Origin of the sequence: Siccirubricoccus soli, from assembly GCF_024178315.1 — a bacterium.
GTDB lineage: Bacteria > Pseudomonadota > Alphaproteobacteria > Acetobacterales > Acetobacteraceae > Siccirubricoccus > Siccirubricoccus soli.
Window position 1 is genome coordinate 1 of record NZ_JAMZIK010000206.1, and the last position, 16,211, is coordinate 16,211.

Annotated in this window: 15 protein-coding genes; 10 read left to right on the top strand and 5 right to left on the bottom strand. The window is 73.2% G+C overall.

Annotation, left to right across the window (positions count from 1 at the left end; all coding sequences use genetic code 11):
• Positions 1 to 336 (bottom strand): hypothetical protein (locus tag NJ376_RS25960; protein ID WP_370288663.1); only part of this gene is annotated, 336 nt, incomplete at its 3' end.
• Positions 337 to 563: 227 nt separating this feature from the next.
• Here NJ376_RS25960 and NJ376_RS25965 point away from each other — a divergent pair.
• Both NJ376_RS25965 and NJ376_RS25970 read left to right on the top strand, forming a co-directional pair.
• Positions 564 to 2,399 (top strand): AI-2E family transporter, encoded by a 1,836-nt coding sequence (locus NJ376_RS25965; protein WP_252956270.1) that lies wholly within the window; start codon positions 564 to 566, stop codon positions 2,397 to 2,399.
• A 243-nt stretch (positions 2,400 to 2,642) separates the two neighbouring features.
• On the top strand, positions 2,643 to 4,103 hold the full coding sequence (locus NJ376_RS25970; RefSeq protein ID WP_252956271.1) for an FAD-containing oxidoreductase: 1,461 nt from the start codon (positions 2,643 to 2,645) through the stop codon (positions 4,101 to 4,103).
• A 202-nt stretch (positions 4,104 to 4,305) separates the two neighbouring features.
• On the opposite strand, the gene NJ376_RS25975 is transcribed toward NJ376_RS25970, so the two are convergent.
• From NJ376_RS25975 to NJ376_RS25985, 3 genes are all read right to left on the bottom strand, one after another.
• On the bottom strand, positions 4,306 to 5,388 hold the full coding sequence (locus NJ376_RS25975; protein WP_252956272.1) for an acyltransferase family protein: 1,083 nt from the start codon (positions 5,386 to 5,388) through the stop codon (positions 4,306 to 4,308).
• A gap of 374 nt (positions 5,389 to 5,762) precedes the next feature.
• Positions 5,763 to 7,280 carry an MFS transporter gene (locus NJ376_RS25980; RefSeq protein ID WP_252956273.1) on the bottom strand — a complete coding sequence of 506 codons (1,518 nt, stop codon included), beginning with the start codon at positions 7,278 to 7,280 and terminating at the stop codon, positions 5,763 to 5,765.
• A gap of 4 nt (positions 7,281 to 7,284) precedes the next feature.
• Entirely contained in the window at positions 7,285 to 8,241 is a 957-nt protein-coding gene (locus NJ376_RS25985) for an acetyl-CoA carboxylase carboxyltransferase subunit alpha (protein ID WP_252956274.1), read from the bottom strand.
• 261 nt (positions 8,242 to 8,502) lie between these two features.
• Here NJ376_RS25985 and NJ376_RS25990 point away from each other — a divergent pair, with 261 nt between their 5' ends.
• The 5 genes from NJ376_RS25990 (at position 8,503) to NJ376_RS26010 (ending at position 11,542) form a co-directional block, all read left to right on the top strand.
• On the top strand, positions 8,503 to 8,850 hold the full coding sequence (locus tag NJ376_RS25990) for a hypothetical protein (RefSeq protein ID WP_252956275.1): 348 nt from the start codon (positions 8,503 to 8,505) through the stop codon (positions 8,848 to 8,850).
• Positions 8,851 to 8,996: 146 nt separating this feature from the next.
• Positions 8,997 to 9,545, top strand: coding sequence for an NUDIX hydrolase (locus NJ376_RS25995; protein WP_252956276.1), 549 nt, complete (start codon positions 8,997 to 8,999; stop codon positions 9,543 to 9,545).
• Positions 9,542 to 9,904 (top strand): hypothetical protein, encoded by a 363-nt coding sequence (locus NJ376_RS26000; protein ID WP_252956277.1) that lies wholly within the window; start codon positions 9,542 to 9,544, stop codon positions 9,902 to 9,904. The genes NJ376_RS25995 and NJ376_RS26000 overlap by 4 nt, the downstream gene beginning before the upstream one ends.
• Positions 9,905 to 10,108: 204 nt before the next feature.
• The gene (locus tag NJ376_RS26005) at positions 10,109 to 10,672 is read left to right on the top strand and encodes a NifU family protein (protein ID WP_252956278.1); all 564 of its coding nucleotides are present in this window, start codon (positions 10,109 to 10,111) and stop codon (positions 10,670 to 10,672) included.
• Between the two features lie 279 nt (positions 10,673 to 10,951).
• Complete coding sequence (locus tag NJ376_RS26010; protein WP_252956279.1) at positions 10,952 to 11,542, top strand: malonic semialdehyde reductase; 591 nt, start codon at positions 10,952 to 10,954, stop codon at positions 11,540 to 11,542.
• Between the two features lie 191 nt (positions 11,543 to 11,733).
• Here NJ376_RS26010 and NJ376_RS26015 read toward each other — a convergent pair whose 3' ends face one another.
• Positions 11,734 to 12,450 (bottom strand): response regulator transcription factor, encoded by a 717-nt coding sequence (locus NJ376_RS26015; RefSeq protein WP_252956280.1) that lies wholly within the window; start codon positions 12,448 to 12,450, stop codon positions 11,734 to 11,736.
• Between the two features lie 206 nt (positions 12,451 to 12,656).
• Between NJ376_RS26015 and NJ376_RS26020 the strand changes: the two genes are divergently transcribed.
• From NJ376_RS26020 to NJ376_RS26030, 3 genes are all read left to right on the top strand, one after another.
• On the top strand, positions 12,657 to 13,856 hold the full coding sequence (locus tag NJ376_RS26020) for a GTP cyclohydrolase II (RefSeq protein ID WP_370288665.1): 1,200 nt from the start codon (positions 12,657 to 12,659) through the stop codon (positions 13,854 to 13,856).
• A 240-nt stretch (positions 13,857 to 14,096) separates the two neighbouring features.
• The gene (locus tag NJ376_RS26025; protein ID WP_252956281.1) at positions 14,097 to 14,915 is read left to right on the top strand and encodes a DUF2272 domain-containing protein; all 819 of its coding nucleotides are present in this window, start codon (positions 14,097 to 14,099) and stop codon (positions 14,913 to 14,915) included.
• The gene (locus NJ376_RS26030; protein ID WP_252956282.1) at positions 14,912 to 16,027 is read left to right on the top strand and encodes an NADH:flavin oxidoreductase/NADH oxidase; all 1,116 of its coding nucleotides are present in this window, start codon (positions 14,912 to 14,914) and stop codon (positions 16,025 to 16,027) included. Before NJ376_RS26025 ends, NJ376_RS26030 begins: the two co-directional genes overlap by 4 nt.
• Positions 16,028 to 16,211: the final 184 nt, after the last annotated feature.

Below are 16,211 nucleotides of genomic sequence, written 5' to 3' on the forward strand. Positions count from 1 at the left end.
CGCCTCGGCGCCCTCCGCCGCCGGCGCGCCGCCATGGCCGGCCGGGGCTGCCGCCGGGCCGCGCATCTGCACCTGCACGGGCAGGGGCGTCGGCGCGGTGCCCTCCCCCACCGCCCCGGCCTGGGCGCTGCTGGCCGTCGCCAGGGCCTCCAGCGTGCGGAGGAATTCCGCCCGCCGTGCCTCATCCTCCAGCAGGGAGGTCAGGCGTTCGATATCCGCGGCGGTCAGGGTGCTGGCCGGGCGCGCCGTCTGGGCGCCGGCCACCGGCGCCAGGCCCGGCGATGCCAGGGCCAACAGCGGCAGCAGGAGACAGAAGAGGAGGCGTGGAAGGGTCATGGTCCGGGGAGCAACCCGATCGGCCGGCCCCGGTCAAGCATTGGACGGTCCTGCAACCTGCCGTGATGCCCCCGCCCGCCATCCCGCCGCGGGAAGCCCCAGGGAAACAGGCGGAAAGCCGGGGGGCTGCCGGTGCCGCCCCGCCCCGGCGCCCGGCATGAACCGCGGCATGCCGGCGGCGTTTCGAACCGGCGGCCGATCCCCGGCCGGGAGGCCGCCTGTCACCCATGCCCGAACCCGCCCGCCCGCCGCGCCGCGCCCTGGCCGCCGGTGCCGCCGGCCCGACGCTGCCGCTGCTGCAGGGCGCCATCCTCCTCGTCGCCGTGCTGTATTTCGCGCGGGAGCTGCTGATCCCCCTCGCCCTCGCCGTGCTGCTGGCCTTCGTGCTGGCGCCGCTGGTCCGGGCGCTGCGGCGCATCGCGGTGCCGCGCATTGCCGCCGTGCTGCTGGTGGTGCTGGCCACGGGCGCGCTCTTCATCGGCCTTGGCACCGTGGTGGGCAGCCAGGCGACCAGCCTCGCCGAGAACCTGCCCTCCTACCAGACGACCATCAGTCAGAAGCTCGCCGGCCTCGGCGGCTGGTTCGAGCGGCTGCAGGGGCTGGTGGCGGAAGTCAGCCGCCAGGCCGCGCCGCACGGCCCTGCCGCCGCCCCGGCGGGCCGGCCCATCCCGGTGGAGCTGCACAGCCCCGACCCCACCCCCTTCGACATGCTGCGGAGCGTGGCGGAGCCGCTGCTCGGGCCGCTGGCGACGGCTGGCATCGTCGTCATCCTGCTGATCTTCATCCTGCTCTACCGGGAGGATCTGCGGGATCGGCTGATCCGCCTGGCCGGCGCCGGGGATTTGCACCGCACCATGGCGGCGATGGATGACGCGGCCTGGCGCCTCTCCCGCTTCTTCCTGGCGCAGACGGCGATGAATGCCGGGTTCGGCGTGGTGATCGGCCTCGCCCTCTGGGGCATCGGCATCCCCAACCCGCTGCTCTGGGGCGTGGTGGCGGCGGTGATGCGCTTCGTCCCCTTCATCGGCACCTTCGTCGCCGTGGCCGGGCCGCTGCTGCTGGCGTTGGCGGTGGATCCCGGCTGGGGTATGCTCATCGCCGTCGCCATCCTCTTCGGGGTGGGCGAGGCGACGATGGGCCAGGTGTTCGAGCCGCTGGTCTTCGGCCACTCCACCGGCCTCTCCCCCATTGCCGTCATCGCCGCGGCCAGCTTCTGGACCTGGCTCTGGGGCCCGGTGGGGTTGCTGCTCGCGGTGCCGCTGACGGTCTGCCTCGTCGTGCTGGGGCGGCATGTGGACCGGCTGGAATTCCTTGAGGTGATGCTGGGCGACGCCCCGCCCCTCGATCCGGAGGAGACCTTCTATCAGCGGGCGCTCGCCGGGGATGCGGATGCGCTGGCGGAGCAGGCGGAGCGCTGCCTGCGGGAGGACAAGCTGGCCGGCTACCTGGACGCCGTGGCGCTGCCTGCCCTGGTGCTGGCGCAGGAGGATGTGGCGCGCGGCGCCCTGGCGCCGGAGCGGCGGGCGGCGTTGACCCGCAGCCTCGGCCTGCTGGCCGAGGATCTGGCGGAGGCGGAGGAGGACGAGGAGAGGGCGCCGCCGCCCCTGCCCCCGGGCTGGGAGGCGCCGGGGACGGTGCTCTGCCTGCCCGGGCGCGGCCCCTTCGATGCCGAGGCGGCGATGCTGCTGGCCCTGCTGCTCACCCGCCGCGGCTTCGGCGTGCGGCTGGGCGGGGAGGTGGCGGAAGGGGTCAGGCCGCGGCTGGTCTGCCTCTGCCTGATGGAGGGCGGGGGCAGCGCGGCGGCGGCGCGCTACCTGCTGCGGCGGGCGCGGCGCCGGCTGCCGGGCGTGCCCTGCCTGGTGCTCGCCTGGTCGGCGGCGGGGCCGGGCGTGCTGGATGCGGCGCTGCGGGCGGAGAGCGGGGCGCCGCCCCTGCTGGCGCATCGCCTGACCGAGCTGCTGGAGCGGGCGGCGGAGCTGGCCGGCCCGGCGCCGGCCGAGGGGGAGGCGGAGGCGCCCGCCGCGGCGGAGGGACCGCCCGGCATGGCGCCGGCCCCGGCCTGAAGGGGGCGTCGGGCGATCCGGCAAGCCAGGGGGCGTGGCCGGCGCCGTCACCGGCATCGCGGTCCGGCGGAATTCCCGGCCGGGACACCAGTGGCCTGCTGTTCCGCTGGGTTCGTGGGAAATCCCGCGAACTTCGCGGGCAGGACACCAGGCTGTGTTCACGGCAACCCGCCGATTCCTGCCATGTCCCGCCACGGACCGAACCGGACCGGACGGTGCGGGCGGGGCAGGACGGAGAGCGCGATGCGGGAATTCGATGCCATCATCATCGGCAGCGGCCAGGCGGCGCCGTCGCTCGCCGTGCGCCTGGCCAAATCCGGCCGCCGCACCGCGCTGGTGGAGCGGCGGGCGCTGGGCGGCACCTGCGTGAACACCGGCTGCACCCCGACCAAGACCATGGTGGCGAGCGCCCGGGCGGCGCATCTGGCGCGCCGCGCCGCCGAGTATGGCGTGGTGCTGCCGCCGGGGGAGGTGAAGGTCGACCTTGCCCGGGTGAAGGCGCGCAAGGACGCGGTGGTGGCGGAATCGCGGGAGGGGCTGACCGCCTGGCTGCGCGGGACCGAGGGGGTCACGGTCATCGAGGGCCATGCCCGCCTCACCGGCCCGCACGGGGTGGAGGTGAATGGCGAGGCGCTGACGGCGCCCTGGATCATGCTGAATGTCGGCGCCCGGCCCACCCTGCCACCGGTGCCGGGGCTGGAGACGGTGCCGCACCTGACCAGCACCAGCATCCAGGAGCTGGAGACCCTGCCGGACCACCTGCTGGTGCTGGGGGGCAGCTATATCGGGCTGGAATTCGCCCAGATGTTCCGCCGCTTCGGCGCCCGCGTGACGGTGCTGGAGACGGCGCCGCACCTGCTGCCGCGGGAGGATGCGGACATCGCGGCGGCGGTCGCCGAGTTCCTCCGCGCCGAGGGGGTGGAGATCCTGACCGGCGTCACTGGCCTTTCCCTGGCCCCGGCGCCGGAGGGGGTGCGGCTGGCGCACCAGGGCGGGGCGCTGCTCGGCAGCCATCTGCTGGTGGCGACCGGCCGGACGCCCAACACCGACGACCTTGGGCTGGAGGCGGCCGGGGTGGCGCGGGATGCGCGGGGCTATGTCACGGTGGATGACGGGCTGCGAACCAATATCCCCGGCATCTGGGCGCTGGGCGATTGCAACGGCCGCGGCGCCTTCACCCACACCTCCTGGGACGATTACGAGATCCTCGCCGCCAACCTGCTGGACGGTGCGCAGCGCAGCCTGGCGGACCGGGTGATGGGCTATGCGCTCTTCACCGACCCGCCGCTCGGTCGCGCCGGGATGACGGAGGCGGCGGCGCGGGCGGCCGGGCACCGGATCCGGGTGGGGATGCGGCCGATGCGCCGGGTGGCGCGGGCGCGGGAGAAGGGCGAGACGGCGGGCCTCATGAAGATCGTCATCGACGACATGAACGATGCGATCCTCGGCGCCGCCATCCTGGGCCCGGGCGGCGACGAGGCGATCCACACCGTGCTGGCGCTGATGAATGCCCGCGCCCCGGCCAGGGTGCTGCGGGAGATGATGCCGATCCACCCGACGGTGGCGGAGCTGCTGCCGACCCTGGTGGCGGAGCTGGGCCCGGCGGAGCCGGACCCGGTGGACGAGACGGTGGAGGAGAGCTTCCCGGCCAGCGACCCGCCCTCGCATACGCCGGAATCGCGGATCGGGCGGCCGGGCAATTAGCCATACCTGGTCGGGTGGACCCGCCCGATCGGATGTCCTGCCCCGGAAACATGGGAGCCGGGGCAGCTTATCTCCGGCCTGTTGGATCGGGGGCGTGGTCCGTCAGGCCGGAGCCTGCTCCAGGGTCCGATCCGCGGGGCTTCACGCACCCGATCATGCTCCGGGCAGGGGCTGGTACGCCTCCCCACCTTGCCGGCGGGGTTCAGGCGCGGCTGGCCAGCCTCGGTTGCAGCCGCTGCATCTGGCGTTGCAGCAGGCGCCGCCAACCCTCCTTGCGGCGCTCGGTCACCTCCGCGATGGCGAAGCAGGCGACCAGGGACAGACCGAACACCGCCAGGCGCGTCACCTTGTGGTCGGGCGCCAGGGGTATGAGGGCGGCCAGGAATTGCGCCACCGGCAGGTGGAACAGGTAGAGCGTGAAGGTGGCACCGGCCGCCCAGCGTATCGCGCGGCCGAAGGGCAGCAGCAGCGGGCCGAGCCAGGCGGCGGCGGCCCTGAATGCGACGAGGTTCGCCGCCACGAGCAGGCCGGTGAGGTAGTCATGCGTCGCGCGGGGCTGGGCGAAGACCTCCGGCAGGGTGGGGATCAGCCCGGGATGCCCGTTCTGGTACGGCAGGTAGAGGCCGAGACCAAGCAGGGTGGCAAGGAACAGGGCGAGGCCAGGCCCGGCCGGCAGGCGGTTCGCGGCCGCCAGCCGCTGCGCCAGCAGGCCGAGCAGCCAGACCGGGAAGAGTGCCAGCATGGCCGGGCCGCAGGCGGCGCAAAGCAGCAGCACGGCCGCGTAGCGCGCCCGGCCACGGACGAAGACGGCGGCACCGAAGATCGCGTAGTACCAGACCTCGTAGCCGAGCGACCAATAGGGCAGGTTCGACCCGGGAATGAGCTTCAGGTACCAGATCTGGTTCACGAACAGCAGCGAGGTAAGGTATTGCAGGGGCAGATCCTGATCGGAAAAGCCCCACCAGGCGCCGTAGAGGCCGGGGTTGACCGCCCTTCCCAGCGTGTCCAGCAGCAGCGTGGCCATCAGCGCCGGCACGGCGACGGAGGCGATGCGGGCCGCCCGGTTGATGGCGTAGGCCGCCGCGGACTCCCGCCGGTCGAACACCACATGGCCGATGACGAAGCCGGACATCACGAAGAAGATCGTGACGGCCTCGTCCATGTACGGCCCTACCTGCCAGAACAGCCCGCCGGTGAAGCGTGCGCCCGAGATATGGCCGACGAAGACGACGAGCGCGGCGGCCAGGCGGATGGCGTCCAGATAGATCGACAGCGCGCTGGGCATGGAAGCTGCTCACCTTCTGCGAAGCATCACGACCCTGCCGAGATCATCGGCGGCCAGGCTTCCGGTTCGTTTCTGCAGGGCCCGAGGATCGGATCGCGGCATGATCCCCTACGCGCAGAATGGTACGATACCAGTATAGCCGGGCGCGTGAAAGCGGTCGCGCGGCGGCCAGGGACCGATGCGGCCCGGCCGCGGCGCGATCTGCGGACCCTTCGCGGCGGGCGCGATCGGTGGAGGCCGGACCGACCGCGGCCATGCCGCACGGGAGCGGAGAACAGGCCGGAGCAGGAGCGGGGGCGCCACCCGCCGATCCGGCGCCGCGGGCAGGCCAGGCCCGGCGGCGCGGCTGGCCGGTCGGGGAAGGCCCGGGCGCGCTACAGCCGCTGCAACGGCACCCGCATCGCCAGGTAGCTGCCCAGTGCCAGCAGGGTGGCGGCGCCCAGGAAGGCGGCGCGGAAGCTCCAGCCCAGCGCCTCGCGCAGCGCCGCCTGCACCCCCGGCTCCAGCGCCGCCAGCACGCTGCTGCCCTCCCGCACCAGCCGGGCGAAGAGCGCGGCCAGGGTGGCATCCGTCAGCGCCAGGGTGCCGAACAGCAGGGTGCCCAGCAGCGCCGTCGCCATGGCCGCGCCGAAGGTGCGGAAGAATTGCACGGAGGCCGCGGCGGCCCCGAGCCGGTGGTTGCCCCCCGCCACCTGCACCGTGATCTGCACCACGGGGTAGGAGCAGCCGATGCCCGCCGCCGCCACGCCCAGCAGCGCGGCCAGCGCCCAATCCCCCAGCACCGGCGCCAGCGCGGCGATCGCCAGCAGCACCGCGGCCGCCGCCCCCAGCCCGCCGCAGGCGAAGGGCATGGCGATGCCGAGCCGCGTCATCAGGGAGCCGGCGGTGAGCCCGCCCACCGCCCCGCCGACCGAAAGCGGCAGCAGCAGCGCCCCCACCTCGGTCGGCGCCAGGCCGCGCACGCCCTGCAGATAGACCGGCAGGAAGGTGAGCAGGGAGACCAGCGCGCCATGGGCGCAGGCCGTCAGGGTATTGGCGCGCCACACCGTGGGGTCCGCCAGCAGCGGCAGGTGCAGCAGGGCGTCGGGCGCCTTCGCCTCCCAGCGCAGCAGGCCGAACAGCGCGATGGCGGCGCCGGCCAGCAGCAGCAGGGCCAGCGGCAGCGCCCCCCAATTCGCCTTCTGCACCTGGCCGAGGGCCAGCAGCGCCGGGGCGACGAAGGCAGCAAACAGCAGCACCCCCGGCCAGTCGAAGCGGAATCCGGCGCCGCCCCGGCTGGGCGGGGCGCGGCGGGGAATGCGGCGGGCCAGCGGCACGGTGGCGACCATCACCGGCAGCAGCGCCCAGAACACCGAGCGCCAGCCGAGATGCTGGGTCAACCAGCCGCCGGCGATGGGGCCGAGGCAGGAGGCGGTGGTGAAGGCGGCGACGATATAGGCCTGGAACCGCCCCCTTTCCCGGGGCGGCACCGCCTCCCCGATCAGCGCCATGGCCATGGTGGCGAGGCCGCCGCCGCCGAAGCCATGCAGCAGCCGCCCGGCCACCAGCACGCCGAAATCCGGCGCCAGGGCGCAAAGCGAGGAGCCCACCGCATTCACCGCCAGCGCCGCCAGCAGCAGGGGCTGCCGGCCGAACACATCGCCCAGCCGGCCGAAGACCGGCGCCGCCACGGTGGCCGCGATCAGGTAGGCGACGACGACCCAGGAGAGGCTCTCCACCGCGCCGAGATCGGCGGCGATGTCCGGCAGAGCCGTCGCCACGATGGTCTGGTCGATGGCCGAGAGGATGATGGCCGGCGCCACGCCGGGGAAGCTGCGGAAGAAGGCCGCGCGCAGCTCGGCGGGGGAAAGCTGGGGCGCCCCTGCGGGTGCGCCGGGGATTGGGGCGTTCACCGGCTCAGATCACGCTGTGCCGGCCCATTTCCAGGAATTTCTCCCGCCGCCGGGCGCGCAGCGTGGCGCCGTCCAGCGCCAGCAGCGGCTCCAGGCTGTCCCAGACCCGGTTGCCGACGGCGGTCAGCGCCGCGCCGGGGTCGCGATGGGCGCCGCCCAGCGGCTCCGGCACCACCGCATCCACCAGGTTGAGGCGGCGGAGATCCTCGGCGGTCAGCTTCAGCGCCTCGGCCGCAGTCGGGGCCTGGGCGGCGTCGCGCCAGAGGATGGAGGCGCAGCCCTCGGGCGAGATGACGGAATAGATGCTGTGCTCCAGCATCAGCACCCGGTCCGCGGCGGCCAGCGCGATGGCGCCGCCCGAGCCGCCCTCCCCGATGATGGTGGCGACGAAGGGCACCGGCGCCTCGAGGCAGGCCTCGATGGAGCGCGCGATGGCCTCCGCCTGGCCGCGCGCCTCCGCCTCGATGCCCGGGAAGGCACCGGCGGTATCGACGAAGCTCAGGATCGGCAGGCCGAAGCGGCCGGCGAGCTCGATGATCCGCCGCGCCTTGCGGTAGCCCTCGGGCTTCGCCATGCCGAAATTGTGGAGGACGCGGGTTTCCGTGTCGCTGCCCTTCTCGGTGCCCAGCACCGCCACGGCACGGCCGCGGAAACGGCCGAGGCCACCCACCACCGCGGCGTCATCGGCGAAGGCGCGGTCGCCGGCCAGCGGGGTCCATTCCTCGATATGGGCGCGGATGTAGTCCAGGCATTTCGGCCGGTCCGGATGGCGGGCGACCAGCGTCTTCTGCCAGGGCGTCAGCTTGGCATAGGTGGATTTCAGCAGCGCCTGCGCCTTGTCGCGCAGCTTCGCCACCTCCTCCGCCACGTCGATGCCGCCGGCATCGGTGGTGCGGCGCAACTCCTCGATCTTGCCTTCCAGCTCGGCGATGGGTTTTTCGAAATCGAGGAAGTGGCGCATCGGTTGTCCCTGGCGGCTTGCCTCGGAGGGTCCGGGCCTCGGCAGGCCGCTGAAAACACGGCGAAGGATCCCCAGCGCCGCCAGCCAAGGGCCAGCGGGTTCGGGACCCGAGTGAGGCCGGGGTTAGCGGAAAAGCGGCGGCGGCGGAAGCACGACCGGGCCGGACCCGGGCGAGGCACGTTTTAGGGATTCGTACATAAATGCGATAAACACAACCATTAGTTGCTGGATCGCGAATGCCGATCGGCGCGACCCTGCGCCATGCGCCCCGCCACCCTGCCCATCCTCCGCAGCTCGCTGCAGCGCCGCCGCCCCGGCTTCTGGACGCGGCTGGCCTTAACCGGAAATTCGGATATCCGCGGCATGGTGCTACGCATGATCGCAACCAATTCCCTGGCGGCCTTCACCCCCGGTGTCTCCGGCGGCGGGCCCGTGGCAGGCCCCGGGCCGGTGACGGGCCCGGGCGGGGTGGAACCGGTGCGGGGCGTGACGCCCGGCGCCGCCATCGGCGGCAATGGCAGCCAGCCGCAGCAGCGGACGCTGGAGGCCGTGCCGCCGCCGCCCAGCAAGCCGATGCCGCGCGGCTCGCTGCTCGACCTGCGGGTGTAAAACCGCCCGCTCCGGGCCACCTTCCAGGAGCGGACGCGCGGCCGGCCCCGGGGCTGGTGCTGGCCGCCATGCCACGCATGGCAGCAATCGCGCGCCGTCGCCACACCGGCCTTGCACCGGGCAGCGGCGCCGCCGATCTTTGTGCCATGCCCGATTTCCACCGCAGCATCCCGGAGGGCGACGACAAGGAACGCCTGGTCTGCCGGGACTGCGGCTTCATTGCCTATGAGAACCCCAAGCTGATCGTCGGCAGCGTGGTTTCGGAAGGCGAGCGCGTGCTGCTCTGCCGCCGCGCCATCAACCCGCGGCGCGGCTTCTGGACCCTGCCTGCCGGCTTCCTGGAAATGGCCGAGACGGCAGAGGAAGGCGCCCGCCGCGAGGCCTGGGAGGAAGCCCAGGCCCGCATCGCCATCGAGGGGCTGCTCGCCGTCTTCTCCATCGCCCGGATCGGCCAGGTGCAGCTCATCTTCCGCGCCGGCTTCGCCGCGCCAGGCTTCGCCGCCGGGCCGGAGAGCGAGGAGGTGGCGCTGTTCGACTGGGCGGAGATCCCCTGGGCGGAGATCGCCTTCCCCTCCGTCCATTGGGCGCTGCGCGCCTGGCGGGCGGCGGCGGGGCGGCCGCTGGGCGCGCCGGCCAGCAACCCGCCCGAGGATGCCCGCGGCACGGTGCCGCTGCCGCAGGGGAGCGGGCTGTGAACCGCCTGCCCGCCCTGCTGCTGGGGCTGGGCCTGGTTGCCACCATGACCGCCCCTGCTGCCGCGACGGATGCGCCGCGCCGGTCGCGCAAGCCCCCGGCGCTGGAGGTGGTGAAGCTGCCCCCCGCCCCCCTGCCGCCGCGCGATGCCGTCCCGGGCAGCGGCCCGGCCCCGATCCCGAACCGCGAGCTGGAGGCGCCTGCCGCCCGGGCGGCGCAGGGGCCGCGCCTCGACCCCAGCCTTATTACCCGGCCGCTGCCCAGCCGCGGTGTCGCCGCCGACGGCAATCCCAGCCGGCTGGAGGAGAAGCTGTTCGAGCCCGCCCCCGGCGCGCGGCTGCGGGTGCCGTTCAGCTACTGACCTCCCGCGACGTGGCGGCGCGACGCCGTGGGTCTCGGGAGACCTGGGTCTCGCTCGGCCTGCCGCGGCTGGCGGTCGTCGCCCGGCCCGGCACCGCTGCGCCTTGCTGGCGGCATTGCCGCCATGCGAGGGCGGCGTCTTGCGAAAAGGCCTAAAACCGACCACCTTGGTACGGTATTCCGCGGCAGCACTCAGGATCCGCCCATGTTCATCGAAACCGAAGGCACCCCGAACCCCGCCACGCTGAAATTCCTGCCCGGACGGGATGTCATGCCGGGCGGCGGCACTGCCGATTTCCGCAGCGCCGAGACCGCCGCCCGCAGCCCGCTGGCCAGCCGCATCTTCGCCCTGCCGGGGGTGGCGCGGGTCTTCCTCGGCGCCGACTTCATCACCGTGACCCAGGATGAGGAGGCGGAATGGGCCAGTCTGCGGCCGCAGGTGCTGGGCGCCATCATGGACCACTACATGTCCGGCCTGCCGGTGATTGAGGGCAGCGACGCCGATGGCGAGGATGATTACGATCCCGAGGATTCCGAGATCGTCGAGCAGATCAAGGAGCTGCTGGACACGCGGGTGCGCCCGGCGGTGGCCGGGGATGGCGGGGACATCGTCTTCCGCGGCTTCCGCGACGGCATCGTGAGGCTGCATCTGCAGGGCGCCTGCTCCGGCTGCCCCTCCTCCCGCGCCACGCTGAAGCATGGGGTGGAGAACATGCTGCGGCACTACGTTCCCGAAGTGGTCGCCGTGGAACAGGTGGAAGAGGTCTGAGCGACCTGGCGAGGGGCGCGCCGCGGCGCTGCCCCCCGGGCGTCTCCGCCGCAAGCGGCCGCAGGCCGCGCCGCGTCCAGCCCCGGCCGAAGCCCGGGCCGGTGCGGCATTGCCTGCCCGATCCACCAGGCTGGCCCCCTGGCGAGGCGCCGCCGCCTGCGCCGGCCGCCGGGCCGGAATGGTTCTCCTTCATTGCATCTGGTGATGGCCGGCATCCCTGCGGCCGATTGGCCCGCCCGCTGCCGCGGCGGTAAGCCGGCGGCCGAAGGAGACCGATCCATGTCCCAGACCCTCGACCCCGCCGCCCTCGACCAGCTCTTCCGCGAGGCCCGCACCTATAATGGCTGGCAGGACCGGCCGGTGCCGGACACCAAGCTGCAGGAGCTCTACGACCTGCTGAAATACGGCCCGACCAGCGCCAATTCCTCGCCCGCCCGCTTCGTCTTCATCCGCACCGCGGAGGGCAAGGCGAAGCTGAAGCCGGCGCTCTCCGAGGGCAACATCGCCAAGACCATGACCGCGCCGGTGACTGTCATCGTCGCGCATGACCCGGCCTTCTACGAGCAGTTGCCGAAGCTCTTCCCGCATACCGATGCGCGGTCCTGGTTCGCCGAGAACCCGGCGCTGGCCGAGGTGACGGCCTTCCGCAACGGCACCTTGCAGGGCGCCTATCTCATTCTCGCCGCCCGCGCGGTCGGGCTGGATGCCGGCGCGATGAGCGGTTTCGACAATGCGAAGGTGGATGCGGCCTTCTTCGCCGAGAGTGGGTGGAAGTCCAACTTCCTGGTCAATCTCGGCCATGGCGATCCCGCCAGCCTCTTCCCGCGCAGCCCGCGCCTCAGCTTCGACGAGGCGGTCCGCCTCGAATAGCCGCGACCGGCACGGGGCGCCGAGGCGCCCACCCGAACCGGACCACCCGTTGCCCTGGCGCGGCTTTGCCGTGCCAGGCTGCGCCAGACCTTCGGCCTTCCAGCCTGCAGGGGCCCCATGGCGGGGCGCAGCGCCCGGCTGGGCCGTACCCCGGTGTCCCCATGGCGTTGCGCAGCAACGTCATGGGGAATTCAGGCCGCGACCTGCCCCGCCTTGGCGTCCAGCCGGTAGCCGCCACCCTCGGTCAGCAGCAGCTTCGCATTGGCCGGATCCGGCTCGATCTTCTGCCGCAGCCGGTAGATATGCGTCTCCAGCGTGTGCGTGGTGACGGCGCTGTTGTAGCCCCACACCTCGTTCAGCAGGATCTGCCGCCCCACCGGCCGGCCGCCGGCGCGGTAGAGATACTTCAGGATCGCGCATTCCTTCTCGGTCAGCCGAATCTTCCGGTTGCGCGCCTGCTCCAGCAGCAGCTTGGCGGAGGGCCGGAAGGTGTAAGGACCGATGAGGAAGACCGCATCCTCTGAATTGTCATAGACCCGGAGCTGGGCGCGCAGCCGCGCCAGCAGCTCGTTCAGCCGGAAGGGCTTGGCGATGTAGTCGTTGGCCCCGGCATCCAGGCCACGCACGACGTCCTGCTCCTCGCCATGCCCGGTGAGCATGATGATCGGCACCTTCAGCCCCTGACGGCGGAGCTGGACGCAGAGGTCCCGGCCATCCGCATCCGGCAGGCCGATATCCAGCAGGATCGCATCGAAGCGCGCATCGGCGCCGGCGAGCATGCGCTGCGCCTCCTCGGCCGTCGCGGCCTCGGCGGGCGAAAATTCGCCGTCCAGCGAAAGCTGCTCCGCCAATGTCTGGCGCAACGCAACGTCATCGTCGACGATCAGCAGTGGGCGCGGACCGGCCATGCCATCTCCCAGGAATTCCCGCAATGCGGGCAGCCTTATCTGCTTCCGATGGCGAAGCTATGGCGAGGTTGTCAAGCCTACACGGTTCCGCAGCCGGTGCGGTGCTGCAGAATGACGCTTGTCGAATATTTCATCCGCGGCTCTGGCGGATGCCGTCCGCACGCCACATTCCGGGGGCGCCATACCGCGCCGATGGACCTATATGCATGCCCATGCACCGGATGACGGCCGACGACCCCTGGATGGGCCAGACAGACACGCCAGCCGACCCCCTGGTGGCAGGATTGCGCGCCGTCCATCGGGCCGTGGCGGAACTGCGCCGCGGTACGCCGGTTCTGCTGCGGGATGAGAGTCACGGCGTTGTGATGGCCGCGGCGGAGACCGTCGGCGCCGGCGGGCTGGCGGAAATCGCCGCCCTGGCCAGGGTCGCGCCCCTGCTGCTGCTGGCGCCGAGCCGTGCCGCCGCCATCGCCCCGCTGATCCCCCCTGCCCTGCGCCCGGCCGGCGAGGAGCCGGCGGCGGTGGCGCTGCGCCTGCCCCCCGCGCTGCTGGAGCCGGCGGCGCTGCGCAGCTACGCCGACCCCACCTTCGAAAGCCTTCTCCCCCCCGGCCAGCGGCCGGACCGCGCCCCCGCCCCGCCGCTTGCCCCGGCGGCGCTGGCGCTGGCGAAGCTTGCCCGGCTGCTGCCGGCGGTGGTGATGGCGCCGCTGCGGGAGGGGTTGGGGAGCCCGGACCTGCTTGCCGTCGCCGCCGCGAATGTCCTGGCCTACCCGGTCGATGCCGCCACCAGCCTGCGCCGCGTGGCGGAGGCGGCGGTGCCGCTGGAGGATGCGGCGGATGCACGCATCATTGCCTTCCGCGCCGCGGATGGCGGGATCGAGCATCTGGCGATCGTCATCGGCCGGCCGGAGGAGCTTGCCGCATCGGGCGGCGCGCCGCTGGTGCGGCTGCATTCGGAATGCTTCACCGGCGACCTGCTCGGCTCGCTGCGCTGCGATTGCGGCCCGCAGCTTCGCCGCGCCATCGCCCGCATCGCGCAGGAGGAGGGCGGCGGCGTGCTGCTCTACCTGGCGCAGGAGGGGCGCGGCATTGGCCTGGTGAACAAGCTGCGCGCCTACCGGCTGCAGGATGCCGGGCTGGATACGCTGGACGCCAACCGGGCGCTGGGCTGGGGCGCGGATGAGCGGAATTTCCTCGTCGCCGCCACCATGCTGGAGCAGCTCGGCATCGGCCGGGTGCGGGTGATGACGAACAACCCGGACAAGCTGGCCGGGCTCGCCGCCTGCGGCGTGGTGGTGGAGGGGCGGGTGGCGCATGAGATCGCGCCGAATGGCGTGAATGACGGCTACCTTGCCACCAAGGCTGCGCGCTTCGGCCATCTGCTGGCGCCGCAGGACGGGAATTAGATCCCTACGATGTCGCTGCGCGCCATCGTGGGGGCCCCGGGTTTCGGCCCAGGCAGGCGCTACGCGCCGCCATGGGCCCCGTTCACGCCGGAGGGCCGAGGCTCCGCACAGCCTGTCGCGGCAAAGCCGCGCCAGGGCAACGGGCGATCCGGGCGGTGGCTTGGCGCGCTGGCTGCCCGGCTCGGCGTTGGGCGCAATGCCAGACCCAGGGGTTCGAAGGGCGCTTCGGCCCTTTGCGGGGTGAGTTTGAGAGGGGGTCGCGGCACTGCCGCAGCGCCCCTCTCGATCCTGCTGCTCCTCGGCGCCTGCGCCGCGCCGGTGCCGCCCCCTGCCCCGCCCCTGCCCTACCCGCCTTCGGCCAAGGCGCGAATGCTGCGCATCGCCCTCGCGGAATGGGCCGAGTGGGGCGGCATGACCGTCGCGCCCGGGGATGGCGGCCGCACCACCGGGGCGGAGGGCGCGCCGGAGAATTTCCCTCGCGTCCTCGCCTATTGGCGCGCCGTGCCGGAGGATGAGGGCGCCATCGCCCTGAACCGCCGGCTCTACGCCGCCGCCCTGGCCGGCCAGGCGGAGGGCGCGGCGCTGTGGCACGAGCCCGCCTGGTCCGCCGCCTTCATCAGCTTCGTCCTGCGCGGCGCCGGCGTGGATGCGCGGGAATTCCCGCCTTCCGCCGCACACTCCCGCTATGTGGACGCGCTGATCGCCGATGCCGCGGCCTTTCCCGCCAGCGCCCCCTTCCTGCCGCACGCGCCGGAGGCGTACGCGCCGCAGCCCGGCGACCTGATCTGCGCCGACCGCAGCCCCCGGCCGCTGCGCCACTGGCAGGAGCGCGCGGCGGATGCCGGCGCCTTCCGCCCCATGCATTGCGACATCGTGGTGGCGACGGTGCCGGGCGCGGTGGAGGCGATCGGCGGCAATGTGCGGGATGCCGTCACCCGCACCCGTTTCGCGGCCGATGCCGTCGGGCGGCTCTTGCCGGTTCCCGCCGGCGCTCCGATCTTCTTCGCCATCTTCGAAAACCGCCTGGGCCGCCTCGGCCCCTGGAGACCCACCTCATGACGGATCTGTTCGAGCCGCTGACGTTGCGCGGCGTGACGCTAAGGAACCGCATCGGCGTCTCGCCCATGTGCATGTATTCCTGTGGCCCGGACGGCATGCCGACCGAATGGCACTTGGCGCATCTCGTCGCCCGCGCCATCGGCGGCGCGGCGGTGACCTTCACCGAGGCGGCGGCGGTCTCCCCCGAGGGCCGCATCTCCCCCGGCGATCTCGGCATCTGGTCGGATGCGCATATCCCCGGGCACCGGCGGCTGACGGCGGCCATCGAGGCCGCGGGCTCCGTCCCCGGCATCCAGCTCGCCCATGCCGGGCGCAAGGCCAGCCGCCGCGCGCCCTGGGAGGAGCATGGCCCCTCCGAGCCGAGCTGGACCCCCCTCGCCCCCTCCGCCCTCCCCTTCGGCGACTATGCGGTGCCGCAGGCGATGAGCGAGGCGGAGATCGCCCAGGCGATCGCCGACCTGGCCGCCGCCGCGACGCGCAGCATCGCGGCCGGCTACCGGGTCATCGAGCTGCATGCGGCGCATGGCTACCTGATGCACCAATTCCTTTCGCCGCTTTCCAACCAGCGCAACGATGCCTGGGGCGGGGATCTCGACGGCCGCGCGCGGCTGGCCGAGGAGGCGGTGAAGGCGGTCCGCGCCGCCATTCCGGAGGAGGTGCCGCTCCTCATCCGCGTTTCCCACACCGACTGGGTGGAGGGCGGCTGGGACACGGCGGAGACGGTGCAGCTCGCCGCGCGGGTGAAGGCGCTGGGCGTCGACATGGTGGACGTCTCCTCCGGCGGGCTCGATCACCGGCAGAAGATCCCGCTGGGCCCGGGCTACCAGCTGCCGGGCGCCGTTGCGGTGAAGGAGGGGGCGAAGGTCCCGGTCGCCGCCGTCGGGCTGATCACCGAGCCGGCGCAGGCCCAGGCCGTGGTCGCCGAGGGCAAGGCGGATCTCGTGCTGCTCGGCCGCGTGCTGCTGCGCGACCCCTACTGGCCGCTGCACGCCGCCGCCGCGCTGGGCCGGCCGGACGCGGTTCCGACCCCGCCCCAGTATGAGCGCGGCTGGAACGCGCTGGGGAAGATGCCGCGGCAGATGTCCACCGCGGCGGTGCAGCCCACGCTCTAGCGGTCCCCACGAAGCCGCTGCGCGCCTTCGCGGGGCCCCGGCCTCGCTCGACACCCAGGGTGCGGCACAGCCTTCCGCGGCAAAGCCGCGGAAGGTCAACGGGCAGGCCGGGTTCCGCCGGGAGGGCGAAGATACCGGAGGCCCGGGTCCGGTCGCGCTGCGCCGTCGCGGCCGATGGCGGCCC

Excerpts from the sequence above, each read along its gene's own strand:
- NJ376_RS25965 (WP_252956270.1), top strand. The coding sequence starts at position 564 with ATGCCCGAACCCGCCCGCCCGCCGCGCCGCGCCCTGGCCGCCGGTGCC.
- NJ376_RS25970 (WP_252956271.1), top strand. The coding sequence starts at position 2,643 with ATGCGGGAATTCGATGCCATCATCATCGGCAGCGGCCAGGCGGCGCCG.
- NJ376_RS25975 (WP_252956272.1), bottom strand. The coding sequence starts at position 5,388 with ATGCCCAGCGCGCTGTCGATCTATCTGGACGCCATCCGCCTGGCCGCC.
- NJ376_RS25985 (WP_252956274.1), bottom strand. The coding sequence starts at position 8,241 with ATGCGCCACTTCCTCGATTTCGAAAAACCCATCGCCGAGCTGGAAGGC.
- NJ376_RS25990 (WP_252956275.1), top strand. The coding sequence starts at position 8,503 with ATGCGCCCCGCCACCCTGCCCATCCTCCGCAGCTCGCTGCAGCGCCGC.
- NJ376_RS25995 (WP_252956276.1), top strand. The coding sequence starts at position 8,997 with ATGCCCGATTTCCACCGCAGCATCCCGGAGGGCGACGACAAGGAACGC.
- NJ376_RS26005 (WP_252956278.1), top strand. The coding sequence starts at position 10,109 with ATGTTCATCGAAACCGAAGGCACCCCGAACCCCGCCACGCTGAAATTC.
- NJ376_RS26010 (WP_252956279.1), top strand. The coding sequence starts at position 10,952 with ATGTCCCAGACCCTCGACCCCGCCGCCCTCGACCAGCTCTTCCGCGAG.
- NJ376_RS26015 (WP_252956280.1), bottom strand. The coding sequence starts at position 12,450 with ATGGCCGGTCCGCGCCCACTGCTGATCGTCGACGATGACGTTGCGTTG.
- NJ376_RS26020 (WP_370288665.1), top strand. The coding sequence starts at position 12,657 with ATGCCCATGCACCGGATGACGGCCGACGACCCCTGGATGGGCCAGACA.
- NJ376_RS26030 (WP_252956282.1), top strand. The coding sequence starts at position 14,912 with ATGACGGATCTGTTCGAGCCGCTGACGTTGCGCGGCGTGACGCTAAGG.